20 protein-coding genes are annotated in these 21,597 nt (G+C 69.4%); 12 read left to right on the top strand and 8 right to left on the bottom strand.

Annotation, left to right across the window (positions count from 1 at the left end):
• Nucleotides 1-217: 217 nt before the first annotated feature.
• On the bottom strand, nucleotides 218-1,057 hold the full coding sequence (locus tag ACFY8O_RS32800) for an alpha/beta fold hydrolase (RefSeq protein WP_387908845.1): 840 nt from the start codon (nucleotides 1,055-1,057) through the stop codon (nucleotides 218-220).
• A gap of 618 nt (nucleotides 1,058-1,675) precedes the next feature.
• Between ACFY8O_RS32800 and ACFY8O_RS32795 the strand changes: the two genes are divergently transcribed.
• From ACFY8O_RS32795 to ACFY8O_RS32785, 3 genes are all read left to right on the top strand, one after another.
• Complete coding sequence (locus ACFY8O_RS32795; RefSeq protein WP_387908843.1) at nucleotides 1,676-3,880, top strand: sensor histidine kinase; 2,205 nt, start codon at nucleotides 1,676-1,678, stop codon at nucleotides 3,878-3,880.
• A complete protein-coding gene (locus ACFY8O_RS32790) occupies nucleotides 3,877-4,551 on the top strand; it encodes a response regulator (protein WP_387908841.1) in 675 nt (224 codons plus the stop codon). Before ACFY8O_RS32795 ends, ACFY8O_RS32790 begins: the two co-directional genes overlap by 4 nt.
• Nucleotides 4,552-4,948: 397 nt before the next feature.
• Nucleotides 4,949-5,446 carry a hypothetical protein gene (locus ACFY8O_RS32785; RefSeq protein ID WP_387908839.1) on the top strand — a complete coding sequence of 166 codons (498 nt, stop codon included), beginning with the start codon at nucleotides 4,949-4,951 and terminating at the stop codon, nucleotides 5,444-5,446.
• Here the strand turns inward: ACFY8O_RS32785 and ACFY8O_RS34475 are convergent.
• The 4 genes from ACFY8O_RS34475 to ACFY8O_RS32765 form a co-directional block, all read right to left on the bottom strand.
• On the bottom strand, nucleotides 5,343-6,035 hold the full coding sequence (locus tag ACFY8O_RS34475) for a DUF6896 domain-containing protein (RefSeq protein WP_449341838.1): 693 nt from the start codon (nucleotides 6,033-6,035) through the stop codon (nucleotides 5,343-5,345). The two genes, ACFY8O_RS32785 and ACFY8O_RS34475, sit on opposite strands and share 104 nt — an antisense overlap.
• Before the next feature lie 185 nt (nucleotides 6,036-6,220).
• Nucleotides 6,221-7,963: an endo-1,4-beta-xylanase gene (locus tag ACFY8O_RS32775; RefSeq protein WP_387908837.1), complete on the bottom strand. Its 1,743-nt coding sequence runs from the start codon at nucleotides 7,961-7,963 to the stop codon at nucleotides 6,221-6,223.
• A 720-nt stretch (nucleotides 7,964-8,683) separates the two neighbouring features.
• The gene (locus ACFY8O_RS32770; protein ID WP_145812291.1) at nucleotides 8,684-9,031 is read right to left on the bottom strand and encodes a VOC family protein; all 348 of its coding nucleotides are present in this window, start codon (nucleotides 9,029-9,031) and stop codon (nucleotides 8,684-8,686) included.
• A gap of 191 nt (nucleotides 9,032-9,222) precedes the next feature.
• Nucleotides 9,223-9,765, bottom strand: coding sequence for a hypothetical protein (locus ACFY8O_RS32765; protein ID WP_387908834.1), 543 nt, complete (start codon nucleotides 9,763-9,765; stop codon nucleotides 9,223-9,225).
• A gap of 632 nt (nucleotides 9,766-10,397) precedes the next feature.
• Between ACFY8O_RS32765 and ACFY8O_RS32760 the strand changes: the two genes are divergently transcribed.
• The 3 genes from ACFY8O_RS32760 to ACFY8O_RS32750 all read left to right on the top strand — a co-directional run bounded on the left by ACFY8O_RS32760 (nucleotide 10,398) and on the right by ACFY8O_RS32750 (nucleotide 12,869).
• Nucleotides 10,398-10,601 (top strand): cold-shock protein, encoded by a 204-nt coding sequence (locus tag ACFY8O_RS32760; RefSeq protein WP_387908832.1) that lies wholly within the window; start codon nucleotides 10,398-10,400, stop codon nucleotides 10,599-10,601.
• A gap of 318 nt (nucleotides 10,602-10,919) precedes the next feature.
• Nucleotides 10,920-12,419 (top strand): DEAD/DEAH box helicase, encoded by a 1,500-nt coding sequence (locus ACFY8O_RS32755; protein ID WP_387908830.1) that lies wholly within the window; start codon nucleotides 10,920-10,922, stop codon nucleotides 12,417-12,419.
• A 45-nt stretch (nucleotides 12,420-12,464) separates the two neighbouring features.
• Complete coding sequence (locus tag ACFY8O_RS32750; protein WP_387908827.1) at nucleotides 12,465-12,869, top strand: CBS domain-containing protein; 405 nt, start codon at nucleotides 12,465-12,467, stop codon at nucleotides 12,867-12,869.
• A 603-nt stretch (nucleotides 12,870-13,472) separates the two neighbouring features.
• Here ACFY8O_RS32750 and ACFY8O_RS32745 read toward each other — a convergent pair.
• Nucleotides 13,473-14,078 carry a hypothetical protein gene (locus tag ACFY8O_RS32745; RefSeq protein WP_387908825.1) on the bottom strand — a complete coding sequence of 202 codons (606 nt, stop codon included), beginning with the start codon at nucleotides 14,076-14,078 and terminating at the stop codon, nucleotides 13,473-13,475.
• 167 nt (nucleotides 14,079-14,245) lie between these two features.
• On the opposite strand from ACFY8O_RS32745, the gene ACFY8O_RS32740 reads away from it, so the two are divergent.
• Nucleotides 14,246-15,454, top strand: a complete 1,209-nt coding sequence (locus tag ACFY8O_RS32740; RefSeq protein WP_387908823.1) for a helix-turn-helix domain-containing protein — start codon at nucleotides 14,246-14,248, stop codon at nucleotides 15,452-15,454.
• Nucleotides 15,455-15,893: 439 nt separating this feature from the next.
• Here the strand turns inward: ACFY8O_RS32740 and ACFY8O_RS32735 are convergent, their stop codons facing one another.
• Complete coding sequence (locus tag ACFY8O_RS32735) at nucleotides 15,894-16,706, bottom strand: alpha/beta fold hydrolase (RefSeq protein ID WP_387908821.1); 813 nt, start codon at nucleotides 16,704-16,706, stop codon at nucleotides 15,894-15,896.
• 397 nt (nucleotides 16,707-17,103) lie between these two features.
• On the opposite strand from ACFY8O_RS32735, the gene ACFY8O_RS32730 reads away from it, so the two are divergent.
• From ACFY8O_RS32730 to ACFY8O_RS32715, 4 genes are all read left to right on the top strand, one after another.
• Nucleotides 17,104-17,379 (top strand): hypothetical protein, encoded by a 276-nt coding sequence (locus ACFY8O_RS32730; protein WP_387908819.1) that lies wholly within the window; start codon nucleotides 17,104-17,106, stop codon nucleotides 17,377-17,379.
• Complete coding sequence (locus ACFY8O_RS32725) at nucleotides 17,376-17,702, top strand: DUF6221 family protein (protein ID WP_387908817.1); 327 nt, start codon at nucleotides 17,376-17,378, stop codon at nucleotides 17,700-17,702. The genes ACFY8O_RS32730 and ACFY8O_RS32725 overlap by 4 nt, the downstream gene beginning before the upstream one ends.
• The gene (locus ACFY8O_RS32720) at nucleotides 17,699-18,121 is read left to right on the top strand and encodes a DUF6221 family protein (protein WP_387908815.1); all 423 of its coding nucleotides are present in this window, start codon (nucleotides 17,699-17,701) and stop codon (nucleotides 18,119-18,121) included. Before ACFY8O_RS32725 ends, ACFY8O_RS32720 begins: the two co-directional genes overlap by 4 nt.
• Before the next feature lie 306 nt (nucleotides 18,122-18,427).
• Nucleotides 18,428-18,964 (top strand): NUDIX hydrolase family protein, encoded by a 537-nt coding sequence (locus tag ACFY8O_RS32715; RefSeq protein ID WP_387908813.1) that lies wholly within the window; start codon nucleotides 18,428-18,430, stop codon nucleotides 18,962-18,964.
• A gap of 381 nt (nucleotides 18,965-19,345) precedes the next feature.
• Here the strand turns inward: ACFY8O_RS32715 and ACFY8O_RS32710 are convergent, their stop codons facing one another.
• A complete protein-coding gene (locus ACFY8O_RS32710) occupies nucleotides 19,346-20,377 on the bottom strand; it encodes a saccharopine dehydrogenase family protein (RefSeq protein WP_387908811.1) in 1,032 nt (343 codons plus the stop codon).
• A 109-nt stretch (nucleotides 20,378-20,486) separates the two neighbouring features.
• On the opposite strand from ACFY8O_RS32710, the gene ACFY8O_RS32705 reads away from it, so the two are divergent.
• Nucleotides 20,487-21,467, top strand: coding sequence for a helix-turn-helix domain-containing protein (locus ACFY8O_RS32705; protein ID WP_387908809.1), 981 nt, complete (start codon nucleotides 20,487-20,489; stop codon nucleotides 21,465-21,467).
• Nucleotides 21,468-21,597 lie beyond the last annotated feature (130 nt).

Genomic DNA, 21,597 nt, shown 5'->3' with positions numbered 1-21,597 from the left:
CTGTCCCGTGCCGTGGTCCTCGTAGTACAGCTCGATGTCGGTGGAGTTTTCCTGGCCGACGGTGATGAACGCCATGATGGTTACTGCCTTCCGGTATGCATACGTTGGACGGTGACGTGCCCCGATGGACACGTGCTGGAGATGCCCGGGTGGGCGGGGTGCGGTGCCCGGGTGGGCGTGGTGCGGAGTGTGACGAGCGGGCGGGTGGAGTGCGCGGTCAGCGGACCGTGCGGGCTGCCTGCTCGACGATGCGGGCGACGGCCTCGGGGCGGGATACGGATACCGCGTGCGAGGCGTCGATGGTCGTGGTGTGTGCGTGGGCGCGGTGGGACATGTAGCGCTGGGCGGCCACGGGGATGTTGAGGTCCTCGGTGGTGATCAGCGACCAGGAGGGGATCGTCTTCCAGGCGGCCTGCGTGGACTTCTCCTCCAGGGCCGCGGCGGCGACGGGACGCTGCCCGGCTGCCATGAGTCTGGTCTTGTCCTTGGGGACGTCCGCGGCGAACTGGTGGCGGAACTTGTCCTGCTCGATGTAGACGTCCGCGCCCTGGCTGCCGTCGGGCAGGGTGTAGTTGACGGACTCGATGGCCTGGCCCAGGGTGCTGCCGGGGAACTTGTTGGTCAGTCCGAGCGAGCTCTCGCCCGCGTCGGGCAGGAACGCCGCGATGTAGACCAGCGCCTTGACCTTGTCCTCCATGCCGGCGGCGGCCTGGCTGATGACGGTGCCGCCGTAGGAGTGGCCGACCAGGACCACGGGTCCGTCGATGTGGTCCAGGACGCTGCGCAGGTAGGCGGCGTCGCCGGCCGGGCCGCGCAGCGGGTTGGCGGCGGAGACGACCGGGTAGCCGGCACGCTGCAGGCGCGGGACGACAGCGTCCCAGCTGGAGGCGTCGGCGAACGCTCCGTGCTCCAGCACGATCGTGGGACGCACGGGCTGGGGAGGCGTCGCGCCGGCTGTGCCGGGCAGGGTGACGGCGGCGACGGACAGGCCTACGGCCGCGGTGACACCGAGCAGCGTGGATCTGCGGCTCGGACGGGCCGGACGGTTCAAACGCATGCGTGATTCCTTCTTGGACGGGGTGATGGCTTCCGGCGGACCGCGCAGCCGGAGCGAGCCGGCGCCCCGAAGGGCGTGGACGTGTGTGTCCGCGCCACGTGATCAGCGCGGCTCGGACCCTCGGCAGGCAGGCGGCAACAGTCGGGAAAGGGTGGGTGCCGGGCTGCGACCCGACGTGCTCCTGAACCACCCGAGCACCGGGAGTGGAGCGTCTTTCGTCCTGTCCTACGAGCGAACGACCGACCCGGTTCACCAGGTATCCGGCGGTTCGTTCAAGACCACCGAACGCACCGTCCGGACTCCAGCGCTCAGTGACTCCCGAGGTGATCGAGTCTAGGACCGAGGGGATGGTGCGGCCCTCGCGCTTCGTGATGATTGCCGTGTCACACCCTGGGTGCAGAGGCTGCACCCAGGGTTGGAGAGCGGGCTGCTCCTTCAGTGGGACGCCTGCGGCTGGGCTGCGGTCTTAGTCTTACGTCCGACATGAACCGAACCGATGACCGAATGATCCCGCTCCTGCTGACAGGCGCCCAGGCCGCGGTGTGGCCAGGGACGGACCTGGTCCGTGGATCCGTCCCTCCCGAGTCGGCCCTTCTCCTGGCATCCCTCGTCTCCGGGGTGGTCACGGCTGCGCTCTGCCTGCGTCGTGCCAGGCCGGTACTGGCTTTCGCCGTGGTCGCCGCTGCCTGTGCGCTGGGTGCCGGAGCGTTGCCCGCGGGGGCGATGGCGGTGTGGGGTACCGCGGGCGTCGCTCTGGCCTTGTTCACCGTGACGAGTGAGCGCGACTCGTTCACCGCTCTGCTGTGCGTGGTCACCCTGGCCGTGTGGCAGATTCTGTATGGACTCACCCTGAACGGGCTGGATGAGCATGACGGACTTGACCTCGCCCTCACCGCGGTGCTGTACGCCGCGACGTTCATATTCGGGTTGCTGGTACGGCGGGCCCGTCGTCTGCGGCGGGCGGCGCGGCAGCAACTTCAGCGGGCCGAGATCGAACGGCATCGGCTCCCGGTGGCCGAAAGGCGCCGGATGGAAAGGGAATTGCATGATGTCAGCGCCCACCATCTGACGGCCGTGGTCGTCACGGCGGGCGCGGCGCTCGGGTTGCGTGATCGTCGTCCCGAGTTGGTGGGTGAGGCACTCCGCTTCGCGGTGGAGACCGGCCGTGAGGTGACTCAGGCGCTCGGTGCGGTGAGATCACCGGCGCCCTCACGGGAGCAGATGCCCACCCCGAGAGAGCGGCTGCTGGAGTTGGTCACCGGGTTTTCCCAGCTGGGGCGAGGGGTGGACCACGCGATCGACCCGATGCCGGACGGCGCTCCGGCGGACGCGGTCTACGGCATCGTGCGTGAGGCACTCACCAATGTGGCGCGGCATTCACCGGGCGCGGCCACGACCGTGACCTGTCGTTACGACGACGCCGGCACAGAGGTGGTTGTCACGAGCGCAGCGCCGCCCGCCGGGACGGTGGCGCACGGCGCGGGCCTCGGATCGGGACGTGGTCAGGGCTTTCTGCGGTCGCGGGCACGGGAGGTGGGCGGCACGCTCACCAGCGGCCCGACGGCCGGGGGCGGGTGGGAGGTGCGCGCCGTCCTGCCTGGGCGTGCGGCGGCTGCCGCGGCGGAACGGTCGGTTCCCTACCGCTATCGCTTGGCGCAGGTCGCGACTGCCGCCTGTCTGGCAGTGCAGCCGCTGCTTCCGATGCTGGTGATCCGGCAGGAAGCCACGTCGAACACGGGACGGGTGTCGGCGGGGGTGCTCTTCGCGATGGTGGCTGCCGCCCAGGCGCTCGCGCTGCTGTGGCGGCGTCGCGCTCCCCTCGCCGCCCGAGGGGTCGTGCTCGGTCTGGTCCCGTTCTGGCCGGTGGCGGTGGTTGTCGGCGACTACACAGGTTGGGTGTATCTGCCACCGTTGCTGAGCATGGTCGCCACCTGCGCGGTGGTCGCCTCCACGGCGGCGGCTGCGGCCGCTGCCGGCCCGCGTGGCACCGATGGTGGGCTGCGTATGCCGGTGGAAGCGCTCGTGGCTGCCGTTGCCGTAGGGATGCATGCAGTGACCACGACGGCAGCCGTCCTGCACCGGGGGACGCACTTCCCCCTCTGGTTGCTCGTCACGGGAGCGGCGGGCCAAGCGGCCGTGGTGGTGGGTGCGGCTTGGTGGGCCGGTACTCTGCGCGGTCGACGCGACCGGGCCATCCGTCGTGACCAGACGGAACACCTCGCGGCGTGGACCGAGGAAGCGGTCCGGGACGCATGGGCGGAGCGCCGTTGCATCGCCGCGGGGCTTGAGACCACCGTGCTGGCTCGTACTGCTGACATGGTGGCGCAGGCCGAGGCGGGGAGACTAGATGAGGTCGTGGCACGCGCCCGTGAGGCTCTCGCCGCGATGCGGGCCTTGCTCGACGCCGTCCGCGAGGCGGATGTGGCCCCTTCCTTGGTGCCTCCGCCCACCCTCCAAGCTCTCGACCTCCTGGTCCTGCAGGTCCGGGCGACCGGTCGTGAGGTTGACATACGGTTGAGCGACCGCATGCCGAGACGGTTGCCCACTGCTGTGACCCTGGCCGCCTACCATGCATGCGAGACACTGCTCACGGTCGGCGGGGGTGGCCCGATGGCCGTGACACTCGACTCCGACGAGTCCGCATTGACCGTAACGGCGACCGGGGTGCCGGACACCGCCCGTTCCGCCCTGTGTCAGCAGCTCGCGGTCCGGGCCGCAGTGATCGGCGGGACTCTCACCAGTGGCCCTCGTGGCCCGGTGTGCGTCCGGCTGCCTCTGACCACACAGACGGTGCGGCAGGACAACGAGGAAAGACAACGATGAGTCTCAGAGTGCTGGTCGCCGACGATCAGGGCATCGTGCGAGCGGGGTTCGTGGCAGTGATCGACGCCGAGGCAGACATGACGGTCGTCGGCGAGGCCGCTGACGGCGCCGAAGCGGTGCGTCTCGCCGAGGAGCTGGCGCCCGACGTGGTCCTCATGGATGTCCGCATGCCCGGACTCGACGGCATCGCGGCCACGCGGATCATCACAGGGCGTCCCGAGGCGCCCCGTGTCCTCGTGCTGACCACCTTCGACCTCGACGCCTACGTGTTCGACACGCTGCGCGCGGGAGCCTCGGGCTTCCTCCTCAAGGACATGGAGCCCGGCGAACTCCTGGACGGAATTCGCGTGGTTGCCGCAGGTGAAAGCGTTCTCGCTCCGTCCGCGACGCGTCGACTCATCGGACACTATGCGTCCCGGCCGGGCGCCGGACTCCCGGGCAGCGACGTCCCTCGCGAGCTGAGCAGCCTGACCAGCCGTGAACGCGGTGTGCTGCCCCTGATGGCCTCCGGGCTGACCAACGCGGAGATCGCGGAGCACCTCGGTATCACCGTAGGAACCGTGAAGTCCCATATCAACGCGCTGCTCCGCAAGCTCGACCTACGTGACCGGGTCCAGGCGACGATCTTCGCCTACGATCTTGGGCTCGTCCACCCGAACCCGCCCCACTGACGCGCCGTCCGCAGTTGTCCTCACCCAGGAGTCCGGCGTGGTGTCCCTCCCGCGTTTCACTCCCCCTCGGCGGGCCGAGCCGTCGGCACCGCACCGCGCGGCTGCACTTCATAACCTCAGCGCTCCCGGCCCCCGTCGAGAACGCCAGGGCAGCTGTCTCCCGCTGGACATCCGCCATCAGAGATACTGGGTTCACAAAACCGAAGACGTGCTCGGCCCACTCCCGAAATCCGCGCAGCCCACGGCCAAGCGTGCCCTACAGGAGATCGATAACGGCAAGGTCGAGGAGCGTTCCTATCAAGCTAAATATTTCAGCACCCACCCTGGTTGCCCTGATCCGCGCCGGCGCACGCTTCGAACGAGGCCGGCTGGCGGAGCAACCGGAAGGGCTCGCTGCATGACCGACGAGTGCTTCGACGAGGAACCGCCCGAGCACCTCCGCTATCGCCGTTACCTGCAGGATCTGGAGGATGTCCCGGCGGCGGATGAGGCCGCCTTGGTGGCCGCCGTCCTGCGCGATCCGGATGTGTCCATGGCGGAGGCCGCGGTCAACCGCCACCTCGAGTGCCGCGCCGCCCACCTGCTGACCGACTCGGCGTTCACCGATTGGGCCCAGACCTTGGCCATGACAATCGGGGACCGCCCCTTCCTCGCCCGTCGGCTGCGCGAATGGTGCCTGCTCAGGGCAATCGCGTGGGACGAGCCATGGACTGCCGAGGAACTGACCACCGCATCCGACTGGTTCCAGCGCACGGCCACGGTCCTACTCGCCGTCACCTCACCTGAGGCCCTCAGCCTTCTGGCAGAACGGGGACGCACCCGCCGTGTCCGGAACGCAGCGAGCCGCCGACTGCACCATTCACATCACCACCGACCTGACTCGATCCATAAGTGATCGTTTCAGATGAGTCGAGCTGCGGGTCTCGTGTCGGGCGATCTTGGTCGGCAGGGTGTGCGGCGGGGTGCTGATCTTGTTCCTGACGACCTGTGGGAGCGGGTGGCTCCGCTGCTGCGGGCTGCTCTCGAACGACGCCCCCGCCACCCGGGGCGGCTGCGGATTCCCCATCGCGGGCAGCCTCATATGCCTGCGACGCCTGCGCCTCCCGTCCTGAAGCGATCAGGCTGAACCATCCCGGCCGCACCTCAGTCAGAAGCGGCCGCAGGGACCGTGCTGCGGCCCGCAGGTCCTGATCTGTCACGTCAAGAGGCTCCGGCAGGCTCAGCCCGTACAAGCGCAGCCGCCAGAGATCGAAGATTTGGCTCCCATCCGCTGCGAAGTCGATATCGACCTCGGTGCCGTCGTCGCTGACGAAACGGCACCCTGCCCCATGAACCGTGTAGAAGTAGTTGCCGACGTGCCCACGCCGGCTGATGCGCCGCCGCGAACGGACCAGGCCGAGGACATCTGCCAGTCGCTCAAGCCCGGGGATCGCCGCTTTCATGGCCTTGTCAATCGCGTTCAGAGCGTCGACGTAACCGAGCATGAGGTCCCGTGCAGTCCCAACCCGTTCCATACGCCGTCATCCTTACTTGAGGCCATGGCTGAAGGGATTGTTCCATGGGATGCCGGCGTCTCCGTGGGACAGCATTCCGAGACGACCGGTCAAGGACCGTGCTCTTCGACTCTCGCTAGCGTCGACACCAGACCGAGAGATCACACCGTGATTTCTCACGCCTCGTCAAAAGCCTCGATCAAGCGCTCGTACGCCGGCTTCGGCCGCAGGGCCGCGTCCCACGGCAGGGAATCGGCCGTGCGCGGAGGATAGGTCTCGGTGTCGGCGGTGGAACCGTACCGGTCGGTGAATCCCCATGTGGAGAACGATGTGCAGTTCGGCTCCTCCAGGCAGACCCGCAGCTTGCCCGCCATCTCATCAGCCTGGGTGTCCCGCCCGTCCTCCTCGTCCTCGCCTATGGGGACGTCCATCTCCGACACCCGCGCCTGAACCCCGAGTTCCGCCAGATCCCGCACATGGCTGCGAAAGGTCTCCGGGTCGATGCGGTCGCCGGGTGCGTACTCATGGTTCTGGAAACCCACGCCGTCGATCGGTACGCCGCGTTCCTTGAGTCGCTTGACCAGATCGTAAAGTGCGTCCCACCGCTCGCCTTCCTCCTCGACCCCGTACTCGTTGAGGAACAGTCGTGCCTTCGGATCGGCCCGGTGGGCAGCCCTGAACGCCTCGTCGATGTACTCCTCGCCCATGGCCTCGAACCACGGGCTCTGCTCGGAGCGCAGACCGAGATCCCCGTTGGTGTAGCTCTTCTCGTCGTCGGACATGGGCTCGTTGACCACATCCCATTCCGCGACCTTTCCCTCGAAGTGCCCGGCGACACTGGCGATGTGCCGGAGCATGGTCCGGCGCACCTCCTCGGGGTCGTCGTTCTCCCGCATCCAGTCGGGCAGCGCCTCGTGCCAGACGAGGGTGTGCGCGTGCACCTTCATGTCGTTTGCGCGGGCGAAGCGTACGAGTAGGTCCGCGTCGCGGAAGTCGTAGACGCCCCGGCGGGGGTGGAGGAACTGTGGCTTGAACGCGTTCTCCGGAGTGAGCATGGAGAACTGGCTCCCCGCGAGCGCCCGGTAGCGTGAGTCGGTGAGCAGCGGGTTCTCGGCCAGGGCGGCGCCGACGTCGAACGGCCGCCCCACCTCTGCGGCCCGCGCACGCAGCGAGGCGTCGGACTGCTCCTGGCGTAGCTGCGGCGCCTTGATCACGCGGAGCGAGTCTCCGCTCTCCGCCCGCGCGCTCAGCTGCGTCAGACGCCATCCTTCGCGGCGCTCGTCTTCGCCCGCGTCCGCCTCCAGACCGAACCAGACAGTGCCCTCGGCGAACACCCCCGGGTCCTGCACGGTTCCCAGCCGCCGCCCGTCGGCTTTCACGCGGAAGGTGTCACCGATGCTCGACACGGCGAGCGTCACCGTCCCGGAGCAGCCGCAGTCGAATTCCTTGGAGGTGGCCGGCTCATCGTCCTCGCCGTCCCATATCTGGACCTTCACTTGTCCGTCAGCGGTCACACCGACGCGGAGTGAGGGCCGCTCCTGCCGCCACTCGTCGTAGATGACCGGTACACGTCCGTACAGCCGCAGCCATGAGTCGCCGTCATCGTCACCCACACCGGACATGCGCGCGGTGACGGTGAAGTCGCCCTCAGATTTGAGATGCGGGCCGGCCAGGTTCAGCGGAGGGTTGGGTTGGCCGCCGGAGGCGTCCTGCTCCACGATGTGCCGATCCAATGCGCTGACCCGCAGGGTGTCGTTCCGCGCGGTGGTGCCCGGCATCTGCGTCCAGTCGTGGTTCCGCAGCAGGTCTTCGTCGTTTCCGCGGCCCGCGCCCTCGCTCTGCCCCGTACACCCGGCCGCCACCGCCATGACGAGCACCACGGCGGCCAGTCGCTGCCACGTCCCCCCACCGAGGCCCACGGTCCCTCCCACTCTCTTGTTCGAGACGAGATCAACGTCTCGAAACTGGGCCACAGTTCATCACACGTGAGGTACGGCGTCCCTGGGTGGCGCGTCCCAGCTCGAGCGGCGGAGCGGGGCCCAGATCGTTGCGGCCTGCGCGGAGGGCGCATCGAACACGCGCGTGCCGGTGGACTTCAGGGGATCCACAGAGACGGTACGCAAGTACGCTCGCTGTTCACCGGCATATGGTGAGACGGTCGGACGAGCTGCGGCCGGGCCGCCACACGTCAGAACTGGTACTCAGCGAGGCTGAGCGTACGGAGTTGACGCGCTGGTCGTGACAGGCGACCACGGCCCGCGCGGGGATCGGCGCCGGGCTGTGGGTGGCGACCCCTGGAGGCGAGTGGGTGCCGTCAGACGGAGGTGTACTCCGACTCCTGTCCCCTCACCTGAGCAATCGTCACGACCCGAAGCGGCACGAAACACCGGGCGTCACCGCGAAGCGACCGTCCTCGCCGCCGCCCTCACAGAGTGGCTGTTGACCAGACCCTCCATCCAAGCTGCGGCAAAGGGCTGTCCCGTAATCGCTGGTGGATCAGCGCGCGGCGTCAGATGCGGTGCGTCGCAAGGCGGAGGGACGTCCGCATACTGGATGTATTCGGGCGTTCCGGCAACGCGGCGAGGTGCCGTAGCTGTCGTCGTGCGCCCGCCAGGGATTACGGGACAGCCCTGAGGCCGTCAGCGATGGCCCAGCACGTTGACCACCCGTCCGTTGGGGTCACGGACAAAGAACCGGCGCACTCCCCACTCTTCGTCCTGCAGGGGGTGCACGATCTCTGCCCCGCTCTCCCGCATGACCGCGTATGCCGCGTCCACGTCGTCGACCTCGACGCTCATGTCGGGCGTGACCGGCGCGGTCTTGTCGCCGGACATGAAACTGACCTGCGCCGCCGGACTCGACGAGGAAGCCAGCGTCATGATCCAACCGTGATTCATGACCTCCTCGAGGCCGAGCAGACCGTAGAACTCCCGGCTCTCCTCCACGGCCTCCGACTGGACATTGGGTACGACGCGACGAACGGTCATCGACAACTCCAAGCTAGCGACGTGTCTTGCCGGCTCCCAGAATTACTACGCCACACCAGCCCGCGCACGCACTCTCGAAACACGCCGCTTCCTCATGTCCCGGCCCCCAAAGATCAATCGCAGGGCTGCCCGTAAGCCGCCGTCGACCTTCGTTGGACGGCTGACGGAGCGTTGGCTGCGGTGCGGCGTGCTCAGTCGGTGAGGAAGGCGCCTTCGCGGCAAGCGCGGCAGAGGAACACGTAGCCCAGCTGGCCGCCGAGGTTCATGGCGGTCTGCCGGGTGATCCCTTCCTCCAGATGCGCCGCAAATTCCATCGGACCGGTGCAGGAGGGGCATATGGGCACGCTGTCTTCCTCGAGACAGGACGGGCTGCCCCCGAGGGAACCGAGCACTTCGCGTTGCTTCCCGAACCGCTCTCCGGGTTCACGCTTCCATCCCGACCGGGCGGCGTCGTAGGCGTCAGGCGTGAGCCCCTCGTCGTCGTCTTCCGGGTCGAGCGTCACGACGTGGTGGCGGATGGCCGAGGTGGCGGGCAGTAGCGTCACGCCCGTCTCGGGCACGGCCACCGGCCGCAGTTCCTCCCGGGGAAACAGGTAGACCCGGTTCGCACCGGAAGGCGCGTCCCAGAATTCGCATGCGCCGCACATGCGCCAGGTGAATCCTGCAGGAGCCAGCGGCACGCCCCCGGTACGCGGGACGTCGGAGTCGGCCGGTGCGGTGCCGTCGTAGATCATCAGAGTGGTCTGCCTGGCCACAGGCTAAGCACGGCCTACCGACCTGAAGGGACGCGGGGGCTGATCGTGCGGAAGGGACGGCAACACCGGTCGCACAGTTGCGTATCGCCGAGGCCGGCGGTCTGCGGCTTCCCGCTTCGCCATCGACACGGCAGACGCGGCGGGGCGATCGGACGCCCCCGGAACACTTGTGCTCGCCCCCTTCGAGGTCGGTGCGCCGGAACTTCCCGATCAGCAGCCGCGTGCCGACTGAGGGTGGCGCGCCAGGCCGGCAGGAGGATGCCACCGGGAGATTGTGCTCTCCCAGCCGCGCATAGCGATCGCTCCGCACGGAACCACGCGTTCGAGGTGGCGCAATATCTGTGACCGTGAAGTCAGATTTTAACGCGCCGTGCGCGGAGTGTTTGTGTCCTAACCAACAGAGCGACGTCATTTATCGCACCCGGATCATTACTTCGTGCTACTGTCAGCCTCAGTTGCAGTTGTGGTTCCCAAAACTTCAAGCGATTTCGCCGAAATTTTCGGCCAGGAAACGCTTTTATCGCCGGTCGTTCTCCGGCCGGGGCATCATCGCGGCGACCCGGATACCTGGCATCAGGTATCCCGGCGTACTGCCCCAAAGGAGACATGACGTGGCATCAGGCACGGTGAAGTGGTTCAACGCGGCCAAGGGATTCGGCTTCCTCGAGCAGGATGGTGGCGGCCCCGACGTGTTCGCCCACTTCTCGAACATCGCCGCCCATGACTGCCGTGAGCTGCTCGAGGGCCAGAAGGTCATCTTCGACATTGCGCCGGGCCAGAAGGGCCCGATGGCCGAGAACATCATTCCGGCCTGACGCTGTCGCGTACGTCGCGGCTGGGGCCCGCATCCCTCGGGGTGCGGGGCCCAGCTGCGAAATTCCCCCGCATGACCTCCCCTGGCGTCGCCTGTGTGCCATATCGAGAGATCCATGCTTCTTCTGAGCTGACACCGGTTGACGTCCTGGATTCCACGTCCCGGTGACTCGCTCGTTCGATCGTCTTCTCGTCGAAGGCGATTCTCTGCACATCACATTCTTTTCCCATTTCATTCGGTCCGTTTCCTGCGATTCCCTGCACTGCATTTCCATCTGGGGAATTCCTTGGTACGTGCCGTGTATCAAGGAAGGTTCTCGATGAACCCCACACGTACGCACAGCCGTTCTTCCAGTCCTCACCGGACCGCCTCTCTCGCCACCGGTTCGCGGCCGGGCGCACGTCTCAGCCCGTCCGCACCGAACCGCGCAGGGGGCCCGAGCCGGTTGACCGGGCATGGTCGGCGGTCCGCGTCGGTGCAAGGGGAGTTCACCTTGCTGAGGACGGTCACTCCCGCGCTTCCCGCGGTGGAGGCGTTCGCCGACCTCGACATGCCGAGGCCGCTGCTGGCAGCGCTGACCGCGCAGGGCTTGAGCGTTCCGTTCCCGATTCAGGGGGCGACCCTGCCCAACACGCTGGCGGGTCGTGACGCCCTGGGGCGCGGGCGCACCGGCTCCGGCAAGACTCTCGCCTTCGGCTTGGCGCTGTTGGCCCGCACCGCCGGTCAACGCGCCGAGCCCCGCCAGCCGTTGGCGCTGGTGCTCGTGCCGACGCGGGAGCTGGCGCAGCAGGTGACCGACGCGCTCACCCCCTACGCCCGCTCGGTGAGGCTGCGCCTGGCCACCGTTGTCGGCGGCATGCCGATCGGGAGGCAGGCCAACGCTCTGCGGAGTGGCGCAGAGGTGATCGTCGCGACGCCGGGCCGGCTCAAGGACCTCATCGACCGTGGTGACTGCCGGCTGGACCAGGTCGCGATCACGGTCCTGGACGAGGCAGACCAGATGGCCGACATGGGCTTCATGCCGCAGGTCACAGCCCTTCTGGACCAGGTCCGGCCCCAGGGTCAGCGCATGCTGTTCTCCGCGACCCTTGACCGTGACGTCGACCGCCTGGTCCGCCGCTATCTCACCGACCCCGTCGTCCACTCCGTCGACCCGTCCGCAGGCGCGGTCACGACGATGGAGCATCACGTACTCCATGTCCACGGCACCGACAAGCACCGCACGACGACGCGGATCGCGGCACGCGAAGGCCGGGTGATCATGTTTCTGGACACCAAGCGGGCCGTGGACAAGCTCGCCGACCACCTGCTGGCCAGTGGGGTGCGGGCTGCCGCACTGCACGGTGGGAAGGCACAGTCGCAGCGCACCCGGACCCTGGCTCAGTTCAAGACTGGACATGTCACCGTGCTCGTAGCCACGAACGTGGCCGCCCGCGGCATCCACGTCGACAATCTCGACCTCGTCGTCAACGTCGACCCGCCCACCGACCACAAGGACTACCTCCACCGCGGCGGCCGTACCGCGCGGGCCGGCGAGTCCGGCAGCGTCGTCACCCTGGTCACGCCCCGCCAGCGGCGCGACATGACCCGCCTCATGGCCGCCGCCGGCATCGTGCCCCGGACCACACAGGTCAGTTCCGGCGATGAGGCGCTCGGCCGGATCACCGGCGCCCGGACCCCCTCAGGCATCCCTGTGACCATCACAGCACCGGTGGTCGAGCGGCGTCGGCGCAGCGCGTCCTCCCCCGGGCGGCGCGGCCCCGCCTCGGCGCCCCGGCGCATGACCGTGCGGCAGTCCGCCCTCGACGCGGCGGCCTGAGAAATTCATGATCCGGAAGCTGACCCATCTCCGCAGGAGGCACTTTTGACGTCGGTTCAGATCCAGGCTCGCTCGACGAGTGCCACTGCCGTACACAGCACGGTGGCCGACGTCATGGACACCGCCGGACCGCAGGTCTGCGACGACATGACCGTCGAGGTGGCCCTGTCCGTCATGGCCGCTGCACGGACCGGGCACCTGCTTGTCTGTGACGACAGCGGCCTGTGTATCGGACTGGTCGCCCGGGCTCAGCTCACCGCAGCCCGTGACGGCTCCTCGTACTCGGACAGGGTCCAGCTACGGGACATCCTCGGCGAGGGCGGGCCGTTTGCCTCGCCGGTGACCAGCATGGCCGAGGCCGGGCACGTGATGCGCTTCAGCCGTCTCGATGCCCTGCCTGTGGTCGATGAACACGGCAGTGCCTTGGGTGTCCTCGCCCTTGCCCGCTGAGCCGTCTCACTGCGACAGAATCCCACCGCCCCAGGCGCTGCGCTCACGAGGGTCCGCTCCCCGACGCACCAGGCTTCCGCGATGTTCGGCGGCCCGGCGGCAGCCTGACCGGCGCGCCGGTCGGGCCCTCACCGCGTCCCGAGGTTCCCGGTGCGGGAGTGCGTCGAGCTCGGAGTAGCTGACGTCGCCGACGGTCCAGGCGCTTCCGTCCTCTCTCGCCAGCCGGCGCGTCCCGTCTGTCTCCGGAATCCCCCGGTGTCTGGGAGAGCCCGGCCCCGCCCCTCTGGCTCCGGACCAGGGCCGGGTGCCGTCCACACGAGGGGGCGGCCGATCCAGAGGGACGGCAAGGGCCGGGCGTTCGTACGCGTCGTCCTCGGTCTGCAGCAGTCAGCCCACCCCTCGCGGCAAGAACGGCTAATGAAGCCGCCCTTGTAGAGACCATCTGATTTGGCGAGTCTGCCGTAGCAGATGAGGGTGCAGGCGATGCTGGTGAAGGCCAGGAAGTGGTCGCCGCAGGCGGAGCAGGTGGGCACGACAGCGGCGCGCCCGGGTTCCGGCCGCGCCGCTGTCGAGCTGTGGGCAGCCCTCGGGGGAGCCCCCGGGTCAGTGGAGCTTGTTGACGGCGGTCTTCGTCGTGGTGCGGAAGGCGGTCAGCGGGGCGTCCTCAAGATCGCCCATCTGGCCCCAGCGGACGAGGGTGACGGTGCGGCCGTCGCGGCCGACGGAGAACAGGTGGATGTCGGAGATGCCGATCTGCGGGTCGGCGGTGTCCAGGCTGTAGACCCAGGCGCCCTCTTCGACGGCGAGCTTGCCGTGGGAGGCGCTGACGGCCTGCAGGCCCGGGTTCTGCTGCTCCAGCTGGGGGCCGCAGCCGGCGAGGGCCCCGCGGAGGGTGTCGACCAGCTTCACGGCGTCGGCCTCGGTAGGGGCGACGGTGGTGACCTGGACGCCGTTGGTGTCGAGCTCGGTGCTGAACTCGCGGTAGCGGCTGTTCTGCGCCGGGATCTTGTACGGGGCGCAGAGGACGCCGCCGTTCTCCGGGACGCCGGTGAAGACCTGGGTGGCGGTCCACGGCGTCGACGACGGCGGCATCTGGGAGGCGGCGAGGAAGGCGGGCTGGGCGGCGGCCTGCGCCGGGGCTGTGGCGAGGGCCGCGAGGCCCAGTGCGGCAGCAGCTGCGGTGGCGAGTGCGGTGCGGAGCTTGTTCATGGTGGTGGATCCCCCGTCGGGTCGTTCGTTCGGTCAGTGCTCAACCAGCGTGGGGCAGGCGCCCGCCGGCTGCAACGATCACACGCCCACCAGCCGTCCCGGAACCATTCCACCCTCGCTGACGTGCAAGGACGTGAACGATGGGACGCAGGGTCAAGGGGGATGGAATGCCGAAGGACGCCGCCGTCGAGGAGTTCGCGGGGCTCGTGCGCGCGCTGAAGGCGCGGGACGGGAGGAGTTACGAGGCGCTGGGCCGGCGGCTGAGCGTCAGCGCGTCCACCCTCCACCGCTACTGCTCGGGCGCGACCGTCCCGGAGGAGTTCACCGTGGTCGACCGCCTCGCCCTGCTGTGCGGGGCGGACGAGGAGGAACGGCGGGCCCTGGAGGCGGCCTGGACGGAGGCGGACCGCGCCCGCCGCCTAACGGCCTCGCCCGCGCCCACGCCTGTGCCGGTGTCGGCCGCGCCGGAACCGAACCCGGAACCGTCCGCGCCGGAACCGGGCCCCGGCCCCGCCCCGCACCTGACCGCCCCGGACCCGTCCGCCGCGGATCCGTCCGCGCCGGAGACGTCCCGCGCTCGCCCGCGTCGTGGCGCCCCCGCTCCCGTCCTCGTCGCCGCCGTCGCCCTCGTCGTGCTCGCCCTCGCCGTCACCCTGCTCGGCCACCCCACCCGTACGGCTTCCGACCCCGCTCCCGCTTCCACCGCTCCGGGGCGGACCGCGGCCCCCCTCCCCTTCACCTGGAGCATCCGTTCCCAGCTCTGGGAGGGCGGTTGCGGGCACACCTACCTCGTGGACCGGGCCCCCCGCTCGGTCGCCCCGCCGCCGGTCGCGGCCGACTCCGGGGCGTGGGCCGGGACGCACGGTGCCGTGCACGGCGGGGAGGCGCTGGTGCGGATCACGGTCCAGGGCCGGTCACCGTCCGACGCCGTCGTCCTCCATGCCCTGCACGTGCGCGTGGTCGTCCGCGCCGCGCCGCTGCCGTGGAACGCGTACCGGATGGACAACGGCTGTGGCGGCGCCGTCACCCCGCGCCACTTCGCCGTGGACCTTGACCGGCCGCGCCCGCTCGCGAGGCCCGTGGACGGCCTTGACGCCTCCGGCGCCGAGGTCCGGAAGATCCCTGCCGTCTCCTTCCCGTACAAGGTCACCTCCTCCGACCCCGAAGAGCTGCTGGTCTCCGCGCGGACGGCGGGATGCGACTGCCGCTGGTACCTGGAGCTGGAGTGGAGCGCCGAGGGCCGTACGGGGACGGTGCGGATCACGGACGGCGGGAAGCCGTTCCGCACAAGCGGGACCAGGGGGAGGCCGGCGTACGTGCACGACTCCACCGAAGGGCGCTGGATCACAGACTCGGACTCGGGACAGACCGGGTGACCGATGAGTCACTTCGCCTGAAAGGCTGAGCAAGCGCGCTTAAGGGATCCCTGTTCGTTTCACGCCCACATCAGCAGTGACGCGAGAGTTACAGCTGCCTGGTAGGAATCTGCGATTCTTGTCATAGCGGGTCGTCGCGGATGGCGGGTTATCGCTCCAAGCGGTCAGGCACCGCTCCACAACGTTGCGCCGCTTGCAGATTTCCCGATCGACCGCCGGTAGGCGGCGCCGAGGCTGCCGCGCCCGGCAAGGTTGCGATGTGCTCGGCTCTGTCGGGGAGGGCGTGCGTGACGCCCCGCCGCAGTCAGGCCCGCGTTCCTCAGCCTGAGTGATCGCCGTCGGCGGAGCGGGAGCACGGGTCGCCGACGCGGTAGTCGGCGCGTGCGTCTCCAGCCGCCACCAAGATCGGCGCGGTCGGTGGTACTCGCTCCACCCGTCGTCACCGCTCGCGGTCAGCACACGTGGGGCCGCTTTGCTCCTGGCCTCGGTCCGCCAGCGCCTCCGCGGTGGCGCTCACGAAGGCTTCCGGGTTGTCCAGCATGATGTTGTGTCCGCAATCCGGGATGGCGACGACGGACACTCCCGCTGCGGTGAGGGCGTCGCTGCCCGGGAGTGGACAGTCGGCCTCGGGCAGCAGGTAGGTACGGGGAATGCTCAGCTCCATCAAGAGCTCACGCATGGTGGGCACGGTCCCGCGGGTGAGGTGGACCGCGCTGCGGTGCAAGGCTTCACGGCCGGCCAGGCGCATCGTCGACCACCAGTGTGCGCCGGCCCGGTCACGGACCTCTTCCCAGCCGCCCGCCACGAACTCCTCCTCGGAGTAGGAGGCGATGCCGCTGCTTCCCGCCGAGCCGGGCGTGGGCGGGATCGGGTCGAGGTTGGCGTCGATCAGGACCAGCCGCGAGACCAGGTGAGGGTGGCGGGCAGCCAGGACGACGGCAACCGAGCCGCCCATGCTGTGCGCGATCAGCTCTGCGCCCCTGACACCCGCGCCGGTCAGTCCGGCGGCGAGCGCGTCGGCATGTGACTCCAGCGTGTAGTCGAAGGCCGTCGGCCGGTCGCTGATGCCGTGCCCCAACAGGTCGACCAACAGCGACCGTTGACCGGCCAGCAGCGGATGGACCGCGACCTCGGTGAAGTACGCAGGTGAGGTAGCGCCCAAGCCGTGCACGTAGACGCGCGGTGGCTCCTGACCGGGCAGCTCGACCCAGCGGATGCGATCACCCTCGGGCGTTACGGTGGCGCTGCGCACGGTCTGCTCCTCTGCGGGCACGATCGATGGAGAGACGAGCGTAGCCATCGAAGCCAGGTATGCCCTCACCGCTCGCCGCACGGCAGAACCGCTCCGGGGTGCCCCGGGCACCCCGGAGCGGTTGAGCGCGGGCCCCACCCTGCACGTGGTCAGGGGTCATGCAGCCGACGCTAGACTGCGACACCGATGTCAGCGTCAAGAACGGCATGAGGCCCTACAGGGCGCGACACCCCTGCACCTGTGCGGCGACATCCGCATGCTGGCCCTGGACTCTCCTGGCAGGTCGGGGCGTCGGAGACCGAAGTGGCTCGCCGCACTGCACGACGGCCACCCTGACGGCCGAAAGCACCATGGCCGCGAAGTCGATGAGTATGTTCGACCCACCCAGGAGTAACGCGTGATCGAGACCGGCCATCGGAGACAGGTCGCCAGCGAGGAGCCGGGCGACCTGTGCGGGCCGCGCCGGAGCGCGGTGCGGGACCGGTCCCTCCAGCGCGCCGGGACGCTTGCCCTGCTCCTCGCGCCGTCCCCCTGGGATCACGTCCGGATCCCGCTCCCGCAGGACGGCATCCCCCAGCTCGCTCATACCGGTCGCACCATCGAGGTCATCGGCGCTACGGAGCGGGTCGGCCGACCCCGGACCTGGACCCACACCGCAAGGAACTCCGCATGACCGACGCACTGGTGACCTTTGTCCGGGCCCGCTTCCACGAGGAGCTGGAGAAGGCCCGCTTCGCCGGCAACGTGGTGCGCACACAGCCCGGGCGCTTCGGCGTCGAACCGGAGGAAGCCGCCAAGCACGCCCGCTTCTCCGTCGCCTCCGCCGAAGCGCGCCTCGCGCTGCTGGACGACACCGTGGTGCCGTACCTGGGAACCGCAGGGCCTGGCGGTCGGAACGCCGAGTTTCAGCTTCGGCTGCTCGCCGCGCCCTACGTCGAGCACCGGGACTACCCGCACGACGAGTCGTCCGCCGACCAGCCCGGGAGCCCTGCATGAGCCACGCCCTCGTCGCCTTCCTCCACGCCCGTCTCGACGAGCGGGAGGCAGCCGCTGTGGCTGCCGGCGGCGCAGATGAGAGCTGGCAGGCATGGGGTACGGGCATCTACTCCGTGGCGTCTGCGGACGACGACGTCCCGCCTCTGGTCACCACCGGCCCCGAGGTCGGCGGCTCCGACGAGGACGCCGCCCGCGCCGCACACATCGCCCTGCACGACCCGGCGCAGGTGTTGCGTGAGGTTGAAGCGACACGGAGTCTCCTGAGGCAGTACACGGCGCCCGAGACGGATACAACGCCTACGGATGCCCTCAACCGCTTCATGGCGAGCACACAGCGCACGGCCGTGGAGATGGCTGTGCGGCACCTCGCGCAGGCCCACGCCGGCCATCCGGACTACCAGCCTGAGTGGCGCCCGTAGGGCGACGGCCCCTCGATCGCTGCGAGGTGGCGGCACGATCGACCGGTCGGCGTACCCAGGACTGCCCTGTCCTGACACCGCGTCGCCGGTGGCGCGGCCTTCTCGCCGTCCGGATCGCTGCTGCCCCGTCTCCCACCACGATGATGGCCTGCACCTCGAGGATCGCGAAGGCCGCTTCGGGCGTCACCAAGGCCCGGGCGGGCAACGGACCGCGTCAAGGCCCTGGTTCACGACGTCCGGCTCCTCGTCGAGGTGATCTCCGCCTGACCTGCACCAGAATCCCGGCCGGGTAAGTATGATCAAGCGATGTCTGACATGACGGAAACCACGCCCGGCTGGCTCAGCGAAGACGAACTGGACATGGCCAGGGCCCGGATGCCCGTCCTGTACGTCGAGGCCGTCCCTGTGCGGGTGGACGAGAGCGGCGAGGTCACGAGCATCGGGCTGCTTCTGCGGATCGGAACCGACGGGACCATCAGCCGCGCCCTCGTCTCCGGCCGCGTCCTGCACCACGAGCGGGTCCGTGACGCCCTGCTGCGGCATCTGGAGAAGGATCTCGGTTCGGTGGCCCTGCCGAGAGTCCCGGCCTCGCTCCAGCCCTTCACCGTCGCCGAGTACTTCCCCACCATGGGCGTCACCCCGTTCCACGACCCGCGCCAGCACGCGGTGTCCCTCGCCTACATCGTCCCGGTGGCCGGGGACTGCCGCCCTCGGCAGGACGCACTGGACCTGGTCTGGTTCAGCCCGCAGGAGGCGGCCTCACCGGCTGTGCACAGCGAGATGCCAGGCGGCCACGGAGTACTTCTGAAGCAGGCACTGGCCCATATGGGACACACCTACTGAACCAGGGTCCGCCCACCTCCGCCGCAGAGGACCTGAGCCGAAGGGATGGATACCCGCGTCGAACGCCGTTTCGGTGGCAGGCGCGGGTCTCCTCGGTGTCGACGCCGTCAGGCGAAGGTCCGAGACCGATCCGAGTCCCGTCCTGACCGCCGACCCCGGACCCGACGCCAGCGCCGGCGCGCGGCACAGGCGGCTCCTCGACCGCGCCGTGAACACAGGACTGCGCACGCAGGGCCGTTGAACGCAGGTTTCCTCCGGCCGACTTGACGGCGCGGCAGCGTGGCTGTCCACGCGGCAGCAGTCCTGATCGCTGCCGATGAGGCGCCCTCTCCCCCCAAGGGCTGATCCCGCAGTGAGAGCACACGACAGGGGCCAACCCCGTCAGGAGCGCACCTCGACCGTGATGTGCGGACCGAGCGCACCGAGGAAGCCGGCCGCCTCGAAGATCTCGCCTGCGGAGGCGACGCCGACCGTGCGGGTCCGGCCGGTCAGGATGCGGTGGACCGCTTCGACCACGAGGGGTGCGGTGACGGCGTAGATGTCCTGGCCACCGGCGACCACGCGCCGTTCGGTGCCCCCGGAGCGTACGACGACGTCGACGAGGAAGGTCTGTGCGGAACGGCCGCTCTCGTCGACGGCGGTGGGGGGCGACGGTGCCGGGGCGGTGACGCCGGCGGCGGCCTCCGTGGTCATGTAGGTGCGGACCTCGGGGATGAACAGATGGCTGGGGACGGTGACGACGTCGGCCATGGTGAACTCGCCGACGACGTCCCGTGGTCCCATCGGCTCCGGGAAGGGCCACTGCACGGTGAGCAGGTCGTCGGTGTGGTACTCAAGCCCGCCGTTCCTGAACCGGACACGCCTGCCTGCCCGCCGCCCGGCAGAGACCCTGCCCGCCACGCGCGTCCCCTCGGTGGGCTCCCAGCGGTCGAGGCCGTAGGCGATGTGCGCCTCGTCGGCCGCGCCCCAGTCGCCCATCGCGGCGGTGACGAGCAGGTCGCCGAGGCCGCCGTAGAAGGCCATCGCGGGCACGACGGCCACACCGGCGGCACGGGCTCGATCCGCGAACCGCGCGAACGTATCGGCGTTCGCCTCGATCTCGGCCGCCACATCCACGTACGGGATCCCCGCCCGAAGCGCCGCTTCGATCACCGGGGCGGCCGTCGTGGCGAAGGGACCCGCGCAGTTGACGACGGCCGCGGCTCCGGCCAGCGCGTGATCGAGAGACGCCGGGTCGGCGACGGTCGCGGGACGGACCTCGAGCTCGGGGTACTCCTCCCGCGCCGCCGTGAGTTTGCGGGCGTCACGCCCGGACAGGACGGGAACGAATCCCCGTTCCCGAAGGTGCGCCACCACGAACTTGCCGGTGTGCCCGTACGCGCCGTACACCGTGACCAACTGGCCCACTGTCATGACGTCTCCTGTGCTCGACCCGAGCGAGCTGCTCGGCTGGAACGATCCTGTCCTGGTTGAACCGTCAACCGTGAGTGTCTGGAACGACACTGCCCATACACTTCCGGACATGAGATCTGTCGCACTGGCCGTGACCGACGGGATGCTGCACTTCGAACTGGCCATCGCCTACGAGGTTTTCGGCTCAGCGCCGGCCGCGGTGACCGTTCCCTGGTACGACCTCACGGTCTGCGGGCCCGCCCCCGTGCCCTTCGGGCCCTTTCGCCTGAAGCCCGATCGCGGTCTCGGGCATCTTCGGGAAGCCGACACCGTGATCGTCCCCGGCTGGGCCGACACGGACGTGGAACCGCCTGCGGACCTCATCGATGCCGTACGGGCCGCCCATCGTGCGGGCGCCCGCATGGTCTCCCTGTGCACCGGGGCGTTCGTCCTGGCCGCCGCCGGCATCCTCGACGGGCAGCGCGCCACCACGCACTGGGCGCACACCGAAGCGCTGGCGGCCCGGCATCCCGCGGTCGAGGTCGACCCGGATGTCCTCTACGTCGACAACGGCCGCGTCCTCACCTCCGCCGGCAAAGCCGCAGCACTCGACCTGTGCCTGCATCTCGTACGCCTGGACCACGGTTCCTCCGTCGCCAACAGCACCGCCCGCCGTCTGGTGGTTCCTCCCCACCGCTCCGGCGGCCAGGCCCAGTTCGTCACGGCGCCCGTGCCCGAGCAGGACGATCACCCCCTCGCCGCCCTGCTGCCGTGGACCATCGAACGCCTCGACCAGCCACTGACCGTCGAAGACCTCGCCCGCCGAGCCGGGATGAGCTCCCGCCACCTCGGCCGTCACTTCCGTGCCGCGACCGGCACCACTCCCCTGCAATGGCTGCTCGCCCAACGGATACGCCACGCCCAGGAGCTCCTGGAGAAGACCGACGACGGCATCGACGCCATCGCCGCCGCCACCGGCATGGGCACCGCCACCACGCTGCGCCGGCACTTCAACCGCACGCTCGGCGTCCCCCCGGACACCTACCGCCGCACCTTCCGCACCCGAAACCACCCCGGCAACAGAACTCACTCCCTGCTGAAACGGCCCTGACCGGCAAGGAGTCCGCGCCGGTCCGCTACCCGGCGGGGGCGTTCGGCCTCCGGAGGGGCGGCATCACCCCGGTCACCACCCGCACTCACGGGCTCAGCTCAGATGGGCCAGTGCCCGTTCGGGGCTCCTG

The sequence above is a fragment of the Streptomyces argenteolus genome, assembly GCF_042902585.1.
GTDB classification, from domain to species: Bacteria; Actinomycetota; Actinomycetes; order Streptomycetales; family Streptomycetaceae; genus Streptomyces; species Streptomyces argenteolus.
This window is presented reverse-complemented; position numbering and strand designations above follow the sequence as displayed.